The following is an 8,466-nucleotide window of genomic DNA, read 5'->3' as shown; positions in this document are numbered from 1 at the left end:
CTTATATTCTGACCCACGGTCTGTAAGAATACGAAGTATTGGTATTCCTTGGGTCTCGTACCATGGTAACACGCGGTCATTCAGCATATCAGCAGCAGTAAGAGCTGTTTTATCAGTATATAGTTTAGCATCTGCTACCCTAGTATAGCTATCAATAAATACCTGAGAATAAACCTTACCGATACCTTTAAAATTACCTACATAGTATGTATCCTGACATCCTAGATAACCTGGATGCTGCGTTTCAATTTCTCCATGTGCTTCTTTTTCATTACGACGCTTCTCTAGTACTTGTAACTGAGCCTCAGTAAGAACAATACCATCCTGAGCCATTTTTGCTTCTAATGCTTTAAGCCTTTTACTGATATTGTTTAAATCATTACGTAACCAAATTGATCTCACTCCTCCAGGTGATACAAGTATTCCACTCTTCTTAAGCTCATTTGATACTCTTAGCTGACCATATGCTGGATATTCTATTGCCATATCCATTACTGCCTTCTCTATCGCTGGATCAACTCTATTGGCTATTATTGGCTTTCTGCGACTAATTTCATATAACGCTTCTTCGCCACCAGTTTCATACAGTTCTTTAAATCTGTAATAACTGTCTCTACTATATCCCATCGCTTTACATGCTGATGATATACTACCAAGGCTCTTAGCAAGTTCTAGTAATCCTATTTTTGGCTTTATTATTTTTTGATTTAAGTGCATTCTTTATCTCCATTTAATAATTAATTTATTTTACTAAATGTAAGATAAAATCTCAACTATTACATATTATGTACTTTACCTTGGATAATCAAACTTCGTGCTATGGTAATATCTGTTACAAAACCTTTTTGCAGCAAATATTCATCAAGCCTTATTTTAGTCATTACTGTTTAAATTTGAATTTAACTTATGTTATAAGGGCCCATTAGATAGAAAATATACAATTTGTCTAATTGAAAGTTACAGTTTCAATTAGACATAATATATTTGAGCCATACAATAATTCTGCAACTGAAGGGAACACGGTAATCTAGAAAAATATTCAAACCCTAACCAATATATGTCTTTTCTTACCGGCAGAGAGCTTTATAACATTTTTATCGAGTAAGAAATTAGTGTTAATTATCATATTTTCATCTTCGACTAATCTATCATTTATCTTAGCACCATTCCCTCTTATAAGCTTGCGTGCTTCAGATTTAGAAGTAGCAAACCCTGCTTCATGAAATAATTCATATGCACTAATACCTGCTTGTAATACTTCCTGCTCTAAAACAACGGTAGGTAAATTCTCATCGATTTGTCCTTCTTCAAATATCTTTACTGCAGTTTCTAGAGCTGACTTTGCTGCCTGCTCCGAGTGACAAAGCTTAGTTAGCTCATAAGCAAGCTGTTTTTTAGCTGCATTAATATCTTCTGCTGCTAAACTCTCAAACCTATTAAACTCTTCTTGAGTGAACTCGCTATATAATTTGGCAAATCTAACTATGTCGGCATCTTCGCAGTTACGCCAATATTGGTAATAATCATACGGGCTTAGCAAATCTTCATTAAGCCATACCGCTCCCGCAGCAGTCTTGCCCATCTTAGCACCGGAGCTAGTCGTAAGTAGCGGTGTCGTCATACCGAATACTTCTTTGCCGCTTATTTTACGAATTAAATCCGCTCCCATTACGATATTGCCCCACTGATCACTACCGCCAAGCTGCAAGCTGCAATTGTAATGCTTGCTTAAATAGTAAAAATCATAGGCTTGCAATAACATATAGTTAAATTCTAAGAAGCTTAAATGCTGCTCACGCTCAAGCCTTAGTTTTACCGAATCCATAGTCAGCATACGGTTTACCGAGAAATAGCTACCGAAATCCCGTAGAAAATCTAGATAATTTAACGAATCTAACCACTCTGCGTTATCCAGCATAATAGCATCACTTTTACCGTCACCGAATTTGATAAACTTCGACAAAGATTTTTTAATACCTTCGGCATTTTTAGCTATATCTTCTTTGCTTAAAATTTTGCGCACTTCGTCTTTCCAAGTAGGATCACCGATTTTACTCGTACCGCCGCCGATAATTACAATAGGCTTATGCCCGTGTTGCTGAAGCAATCGCAGAATCATTATCTGCATTAAACTACCGATGTGGAGCGATGTAGCAGTACAGTCAAAGCCTATATACGCAGCTATTTTTGTTTCTTTCGTTATAGCAGTTAACCGATCCAAATCGGTACATTGATGGAAATATCCTTTATTTATAAACTCTTCTATAAAACGCATATATTATTTCTTATTTTCTAAAAATTCCTTTTTTACTTTTCTGCTAGGAAATAAAGTGTTAAGGAAAATAGCATCTTTATCACCTTTTATATAAAGTACTGCATATACTTACGCAATCATTCGAACATATAAAATTTTTTGACCTTTATATTTCTCTTGATTATGATGTAATTTAATCTCTAATAAATTACCGTCAGCAATCGACTGTATTATTTCTTCAAAACCTATACTACGCTCATGCAATAACTTAACGTTCTTTTCATGATTATATCTATACTTGGTCATAATATTTATAGTAGCGTCTGAATGAATTAGCATATTAAGATAGGTCTGATAAGGCAAACCATGCTTAGAAGCTTTAATTTTTATTGCTTCTATATCATGTTCTTCAATCCTAATAGTAACAGATCTTTTTTTACTAAGATGTGCTTTTGCAAATTTTTGAAACAAAGCTATTTCACTTCTATCATCAATTTTTTGCTGCTTTTCAAAATTATCTTCAATATCTTGTTCGTAAGAATCTAGTTTGATACTCATAATACAAACATTCTCAATGTTATAAATAATGTAAGTACTTTGTCAATACTTGATATATTAGATTATCATGCGAATATTTGTAAAAGCAGCAATATCAACGGCTGCATGGAGATTTTATGTTCATCCTAAAGTTGCTATGGGGATTTGTGTTGGAGCAGCTCTTGCATATTCGCCGAAGAACACATTTGAGTTATTAAAAAATACGACTTATACAGGCATAGAAGCAGCAAAATTTGCTTATGAAAATACAGCAGGGATAGTAAACGGAATAGCCGGCTTATCTCATCTCGTGTATGATAACTTACCAAGCTACAGCGAAACTCCTCAAGTGGATCTAGCCGGTAGCATAGAAATTTCATGGGTAGATGCTGTTGCATAACTCTCTAAAATAGCCAATAACTAAAAAAGCTGATTATGTCATTCCTGCAAACCAGGGACGTTGTTGCATAAATCGGCATCATTCCCGCAAGAAATTGTTGCGTGAATCAGTAAAATCCACTGTGTCATACCGTGGTTTGACCACAGTATCCAAAAAAATAACTTAAAACACTGGGGGGCCCGCTGCTGCAAGAAGACATTGCCTGCGTAGATCGATTCCACCATTGTCACCCCGTAGGCTGTACCTGCTGGGTCCAGTTAAAAATACTAGTATTTTTTTATCATATTTCCGTGCTCAAGCCACGGTATGATAACAGGAAATCGATCCACACAGGCAATGCCCCACGGGAATGACATAGAATAAAAACTGTCCGGTTACCTTACTGATATCTGTTATATTTTATAATAATAAAATTTTATTTCGTTGTTTTTAAATGCATCTTTTTTATTCCTAAAACCCTTTTTCAAAGAGCTACAGGAAAAATTAATATTACCGGCTTGAGCCGTGTCCAGTCCTTCATTTTTTATTTTCTCTATATCCTTACTACTTGGTACTACAACGGCAATATGCCCTGCTCTTTTTGGATTAGCATTTTTATATACGGATACAACAAAATATCCTTGATTAGCAAATTTTTGTGCTTGAATAAAACTATTATCACGATTTCCTGCTTTAACAAAATGCCATCCGTTCTTCGTCTGTTTCAAGCCACTCAGCTTGCTTATTTGATAAAGTAGGTATAAATTTCTTTATCGCTTTCAGGATGAGGAATTAGAGACTGATTTTGCAGCCCCAAGGCCGCACTAGCAGCATACGCAAAACAACTACAATGAGTCAAACGCTTTAACTTAGGAGAATTATATTTTTCTGTTTCTTCTAATAAAGTTTCTCCCGACTTACAATTTATTACATTACCTTTCTGCCACTTTTCCTCAACATTTAAAGAGTTAATTACTGCTAAATTTTTTTTAGCACTTTCTGATATGTTGTCTGCTTGTGCAGTCATATTAATCCAAAGTAAGTAAATTATGATTAATTTTATTTTATTCATTTTTTTCTCATATCAATTTATGAACCTCTATATACAATATATAATATGATAATTCGACTATTAATTATAATTTTTTATATTTTATTATTCAGAGAAACATAAGAACACTCTATGTTTCTTGACAAATGCTATGCTTTTATATATGCTTCTTCGTATGTTAGCAACAAGAAATAAGGCTTAGAAATAAGTACTTTAAACTTAGCACCCGTAGCTCAATTGGATAGAGTATATGACTACGGATCATAAGGTTAGGGGTTCGACTCCTCTCGGGTGCGCCATTTTTCAATTTCTTTCACTTTTATGAATGAATTAAACGGTGGACGCAGCATAAAATCAAGCTTTTCAGGTTTAAGTGTTAGGTTAGCAAAAACTAAAGGTGGTAAAAAAACGATGCGGGCAGCATTATATATGGTAACTGTTACGTCTGTAAGATATAATTCTGCAGTTAAACCTTTTTATAAAAGACTTGTAGAAAAAGGAAAAGCCAAAAAGTTAGCTCTTATCTTGACTTCTTAAACACAATTACCTAGGTAAAGGATAAAGAACTTAAAGGCTTAGTTAAATGCCGTAAGCTGGAACGGACTATATTTTGAGGTGGATTTAGCTTTACCAAGTGAGATTTAAGCAAGAAAGAAACACATTTATTCCCGGGAAATAAAGATTTTGCTTCTATATAGAGTTATCTCCCAGTGTGAGATGTTTCTTTTTGACTGATCGTTTAAAGCTTTCCGTTGTACCATACTATTACCTTTAGTACTTGCTCTTATTTTAACCATTCCTGTTGGAATGGCACTTCCAATATTTAAAGCTTTCTGTAGTATTGTTCTAGGTATGTAACTAAATCCTATATCATGTTTTTTACTGTTTTCTAAGTTTTTCTCTAAATTAATCAGATGACTAGAGCCGACACTTGCAATTACATTATATCCTTTACCACGCATCTCATTAATTACGCTCGTCATATATTGTGCACGATTCTCATTATAAAGCGGTGTATCTTTTAAGTGTTCTAGATTTTTACCTTCTAAACTGATAATTTTAATTATTTTCTCCTAAAACCTCAACGCTCTTCTCAAATATTGAATTATCAATATCATTACCGTCTACTAAAATCGTCATGTTACCTGGAATGCTTTTTAAGCTTTCCGCACCTAAATTGGTTATGTTATTATCTCTTATATCTCCTAATTTAATGTTCATAAGCGCTAATTTTTTTAGAGAATTGTTTTTTTGTAGCATGTTCGCTATTGCTTCAAAACCTAGATCTCCTATTTCAATATTATTGCTTATTAGTAAAGTTTCTAACTCTTTATTTTCGGTTAATGCAGTAGTAAGTTCTTTTATATCATTATGGGTTAAATTATTGTTATTAAGATTTAGAGTTTTTAACCATGGATTTAATTTTAAAGCAGATGCTATATTATATATTTTATTCCATCTCCTAAGTTATTTGTTTTAAATCGAAAGTATCAATAGATGTTAAGGTTAAAAAACCTTCAATTACTTCTGCACTTTTTTCGGAGATTCTTGTTTCATTTAATATTAATTCTTTAATATATTTTTAATATATTGATTAGCCATTAAAGCATGCAGTAATTTTATGACTCCCTCGTTTCTAAGGTTATTATACCCTAAATTTAACGACATTAATTTTGCACTGCTAATATTATTTGCGATAACGTCTATCCCTTCGGCAGTAATATTCATTTGTCCTATATCTAAGGATTTTAACGGTAGTTTTGAATAAAACAACTCACTAATAATTGCTGCTCCTTTATTTCCTACTTCACTACTACCTAATGCTAAAGAACTTAAATTAGAGTGGTTTTTAATAGCATCTATTAATATTCTATTTTCAGCGAAATAGAATTTAAAGATAAATATTCAAGATAGGTATTATCTGCTAAAGCATCAATAAGAATTTTTATTTTTTCACTATCTAAAGAAGTAGAATTCAGGTTTAAATGCGATCTTTGATTTAACTTTACAATTTTACTTAGATTTTTTATATCATCGTTACTAAGGTTGCTGCTATATAAATCAATTTCTTTTACTACAGTATTTTTCTCTAAAGTTTTAATTACAATTGACAAAAAACTACTATCTTCTTCATAAGGTAGTTCTACACGAACAATTTCAGAATCATTATTATTAATTTTCTGCAACAATAAATCATTTCGACTGAGGTCAATTTTTTGTCTTTTGGGAGAATCATCTTTCTTAACATCATCTATGCTAGGTCACAGTATTTATTCCAAAGGACGTTTTAAATCTTCTCTCGTCTTTAACTCTTGTGCTACTTCTCTCATATTAAACTCTTGTTTTAAATTAATAATATTTTTCTAATTCTGTATTTCTATTTTTAGAATTATTAATAAATTACTAAATTTTTCATATTTTTTTTCAACTTATATTTTATTTTTATGAGATTATACTGATAATCTCTTCTAATATATTTAAGTAATGAAGTTAGATATGGTTTGAGAATAGTACGAAATTTATGTTGCAGTGAATGGAAAATATGGTCTAATTAGCAACGTAAATTGATCTTTCATGATAAGACTCCATATTACGCACTAATAAGCCAAACATAACTATAAATGTTATTGCCATTACAATTATAATTAAATCATACTCTGACAACAAAAATAATAATTTATTCTGACTTTATACTTTACTAGGAAGCGAAGCTAGATGAGTATTTATTTTTAAAAAAATTATAAGATATTTATATAAGTTAAAACATAAATTAAATATTCTCAAATGTAATCTAAAGCAAAAGTAATATAATTTAATAAACTGTAACTTTTTTAGCTGGTGGCTACACTTCCAATGATGAAATGCCTTTAATTGGGTAGCGGTACCACCATGTATAGTACCGGACAATTTTTAAAAAACCTTCGATATCATCCCCGCAACAGCAGGGAATGCAGAAAAAAAGCTTAATAAAAAAGGCAAATAACAAAATAGAATGAAGTTGTTTAAATATAAGGTAACCAATAGTTATTAATATATTTAAAGTTAAAAAAATTATTTTGTTACTGCAATTTTTAATTTTTGCTTTAATTATAATTAACTATTATTAATAACAATAGACTTATTGTATAACTTGTTTCTAAAGGTAATTTGTACGTCAATCCGATGCTCAAATCCTCACGTACTATAGTGTACGCTACAGTTCTGTGCTTCGTGTTTCCTTCAAATGCCTTTTTATTAACTACGTTATGCAATAAGTCTAATAAAAAATAACTTTTTATGGAAGATATAAACTCTTGGAAAGAAAAGTTTGACGTTTATGATAAGAAACTACTTGATAAACTTGAATATTTAAACACTAAAGCAAAAAACCCCGTCGATATAGAAGAAGTTAAAAAAGGCATTTTCTATACTCGTAAATATCACGACTCACAAATGCGTCAGTCGGGCGATCCATATTATTCGCATCCAATCGAAATGGCGATTATGGTAGCAGAGTTTACAGCTTATAAAGAAACAAAATTTTTCACAGCTGATATTATTATTACTAGTTTACTACATGTGTGAGTAGACCTAACCAATCGCTCAATTAGGCCCCTCCTCAGAACCGGACATGCAGAGCTACCGCATCCGGCTCCCGAAAGGTAAGATAGGCTTTATGCCTTATTTGTTGTTTAGAACATTGAGATAATCTTTCCGGAGTCAATCATAATTTTTGTGTAAGTTAGTTAAAAATCATTTTCTAATAATTCATATTTAAAATCTCCACATAGTATCTCAAATTGATTCAAAGCAAGAGACCATTCTTTAATAGGCATAGTCCACTTTTTTGCAGCATTTTTAAGAGCTAAGTAGACAATTTTTGTGATAGATTTATCATCTGGGAAAACCCCTTTATTTTTGATAATTTTACGGATTTGTCGATTTACCGATTCTATAGTATTGGTAGTATAGATTACCTTTCTAATCTCTTTAGGGAAAGCAAAGAAAGGTACTATACCACTCCAATTACGTCTCCATATATCAGAAATAACTGGGTATTTACTATCCCATTTTTTAGCAAACTCTTCTAATGCTAAATTAGCCATATTCTCATTACTTGCTGTATAGATTTGTTTTAAGTCAGCTGCTACTTCTTTAAGATTTTTGTAAGAAACGTACTTTAAAGAATTACGAACCATATGTACTATACAAAGTTGTACTATGGTATTTGGGAAAACACTGTTTATTGCATCTCTAAAACCTTTA

At 32.0% G+C, this 8,466-nt stretch carries 9 protein-coding genes, 1 tRNA gene and 5 pseudogenes; 4 read left to right on the top strand and 11 right to left on the bottom strand.

Annotated elements, in window-relative coordinates:
* The 5 genes and pseudogenes from RAT170B_RS07415 to RAT170B_RS07405 form a co-directional block, all read right to left on the bottom strand.
* A partial coding sequence (locus tag RAT170B_RS07415) for an IS481 family transposase (RefSeq protein ID WP_045806040.1) occupies nucleotides 1-717 on the bottom strand: 717 nt, incomplete at its 3' end.
* Between the two features lie 65 nt (nucleotides 718-782).
* Nucleotides 783-881: pseudogene (locus tag RAT170B_RS10100) on the bottom strand (TlyA family rRNA (cytidine-2'-O)-methyltransferase); the annotation flags it as partial.
* A 158-nt stretch (nucleotides 882-1,039) separates the two neighbouring features.
* Nucleotides 1,040-2,275, bottom strand: a complete 1,236-nt coding sequence (gene tyrS / locus RAT170B_RS07410; protein WP_014014468.1) for a tyrosine--tRNA ligase — start codon at nucleotides 2,273-2,275, stop codon at nucleotides 1,040-1,042.
* Nucleotides 2,276-2,278: 3 nt separating this feature from the next.
* Nucleotides 2,279-2,560: pseudogene (locus RAT170B_RS10095) on the bottom strand (hypothetical protein).
* 9 nt (nucleotides 2,561-2,569) lie between these two features.
* Nucleotides 2,570-2,812: pseudogene (locus tag RAT170B_RS07405) on the bottom strand (CopG family antitoxin); the annotation flags it as partial.
* A gap of 67 nt (nucleotides 2,813-2,879) precedes the next feature.
* Between RAT170B_RS07405 and RAT170B_RS07400 the strand changes: the two are divergent.
* Nucleotides 2,880-3,191, top strand: coding sequence for a hypothetical protein (locus RAT170B_RS07400; RefSeq protein ID WP_045806039.1), 312 nt, complete (start codon nucleotides 2,880-2,882; stop codon nucleotides 3,189-3,191).
* 392 nt (nucleotides 3,192-3,583) lie between these two features.
* On the opposite strand, the gene RAT170B_RS11905 is transcribed toward RAT170B_RS07400, so the two are convergent.
* Both RAT170B_RS11905 and RAT170B_RS11900 read right to left on the bottom strand, forming a co-directional pair.
* On the bottom strand, nucleotides 3,584-3,898 hold the full coding sequence (locus tag RAT170B_RS11905; protein WP_261368789.1) for a hypothetical protein: 315 nt from the start codon (nucleotides 3,896-3,898) through the stop codon (nucleotides 3,584-3,586).
* A gap of 14 nt (nucleotides 3,899-3,912) precedes the next feature.
* On the bottom strand, nucleotides 3,913-4,242 hold the full coding sequence (locus tag RAT170B_RS11900; protein WP_232048080.1) for a hypothetical protein: 330 nt from the start codon (nucleotides 4,240-4,242) through the stop codon (nucleotides 3,913-3,915).
* Between the two features lie 201 nt (nucleotides 4,243-4,443).
* Between RAT170B_RS11900 and RAT170B_RS07390 the strand changes: the two genes are divergently transcribed.
* Both RAT170B_RS07390 and RAT170B_RS07385 read left to right on the top strand, forming a co-directional pair.
* Nucleotides 4,444-4,520, top strand: a tRNA-Arg gene (locus RAT170B_RS07390).
* A 22-nt stretch (nucleotides 4,521-4,542) separates the two neighbouring features.
* Nucleotides 4,543-4,758: a hypothetical protein gene (locus tag RAT170B_RS07385; protein ID WP_045806038.1), complete on the top strand. Its 216-nt coding sequence runs from the start codon at nucleotides 4,543-4,545 to the stop codon at nucleotides 4,756-4,758.
* Nucleotides 4,759-4,883: 125 nt separating this feature from the next.
* On the opposite strand, the gene RAT170B_RS07380 is transcribed toward RAT170B_RS07385, so the two are convergent.
* The 3 genes and pseudogenes from RAT170B_RS07380 to RAT170B_RS12305 form a co-directional block, all read right to left on the bottom strand.
* Complete coding sequence (locus RAT170B_RS07380) at nucleotides 4,884-5,204, bottom strand: hypothetical protein (RefSeq protein WP_261368788.1); 321 nt, start codon at nucleotides 5,202-5,204, stop codon at nucleotides 4,884-4,886.
* A gap of 76 nt (nucleotides 5,205-5,280) precedes the next feature.
* Nucleotides 5,281-5,481 carry a hypothetical protein gene (locus tag RAT170B_RS07375; protein WP_014014475.1) on the bottom strand — a complete coding sequence of 67 codons (201 nt, stop codon included), beginning with the start codon at nucleotides 5,479-5,481 and terminating at the stop codon, nucleotides 5,281-5,283.
* Between the two features lie 216 nt (nucleotides 5,482-5,697).
* Nucleotides 5,698-6,434, bottom strand: a pseudogene (locus RAT170B_RS12305) (hypothetical protein).
* A gap of 1,063 nt (nucleotides 6,435-7,497) precedes the next feature.
* Here RAT170B_RS12305 and RAT170B_RS07360 point away from each other — a divergent pair.
* Nucleotides 7,498-7,779 (top strand): annotated as a pseudogene (locus tag RAT170B_RS07360) (bifunctional (p)ppGpp synthetase/guanosine-3',5'-bis(diphosphate) 3'-pyrophosphohydrolase); the annotation flags it as partial.
* Nucleotides 7,780-7,946: 167 nt separating this feature from the next.
* Here RAT170B_RS07360 and RAT170B_RS07355 read toward each other — a convergent pair.
* Nucleotides 7,947-8,466: IS256 family transposase (locus tag RAT170B_RS07355; protein WP_045806036.1), on the bottom strand; the 520-nt coding region annotated here is incomplete at its 5' end.

The organism is Rickettsia argasii T170-B (assembly GCF_000965185.1).
Taxonomy (GTDB): domain Bacteria; phylum Pseudomonadota; class Alphaproteobacteria; order Rickettsiales; family Rickettsiaceae; genus Rickettsia; species Rickettsia rickettsii.
The sequence above is the reverse complement of the archived record's forward strand: the minus strand, read 5'-3'. Positions and strand labels throughout refer to the sequence as shown.

What these genes read in the sequence shown, in the direction of transcription:
- tyrS (WP_014014468.1), bottom strand. Translation starts at nt 2,275, where the DNA reads ATGCGTTTTATAGAAGAGTTTATAAATAAAGGATATTTCCATCAATGT.
- RAT170B_RS07400 (WP_045806039.1), top strand. Translation starts at nt 2,880, where the DNA reads ATGCGAATATTTGTAAAAGCAGCAATATCAACGGCTGCATGGAGATTT.
- RAT170B_RS11900 (WP_232048080.1), bottom strand. Translation starts at nt 4,242, where the DNA reads ATGAATAAAATAAAATTAATCATAATTTACTTACTTTGGATTAATATG.
- RAT170B_RS07385 (WP_045806038.1), top strand. Translation starts at nt 4,543, where the DNA reads ATGAATGAATTAAACGGTGGACGCAGCATAAAATCAAGCTTTTCAGGT.
- RAT170B_RS07380 (WP_261368788.1), bottom strand. Translation starts at nt 5,204, where the DNA reads ATGACGAGCGTAATTAATGAGATGCGTGGTAAAGGATATAATGTAATT.
- RAT170B_RS07375 (WP_014014475.1), bottom strand. Translation starts at nt 5,481, where the DNA reads ATGCTACAAAAAAACAATTCTCTAAAAAAATTAGCGCTTATGAACATT.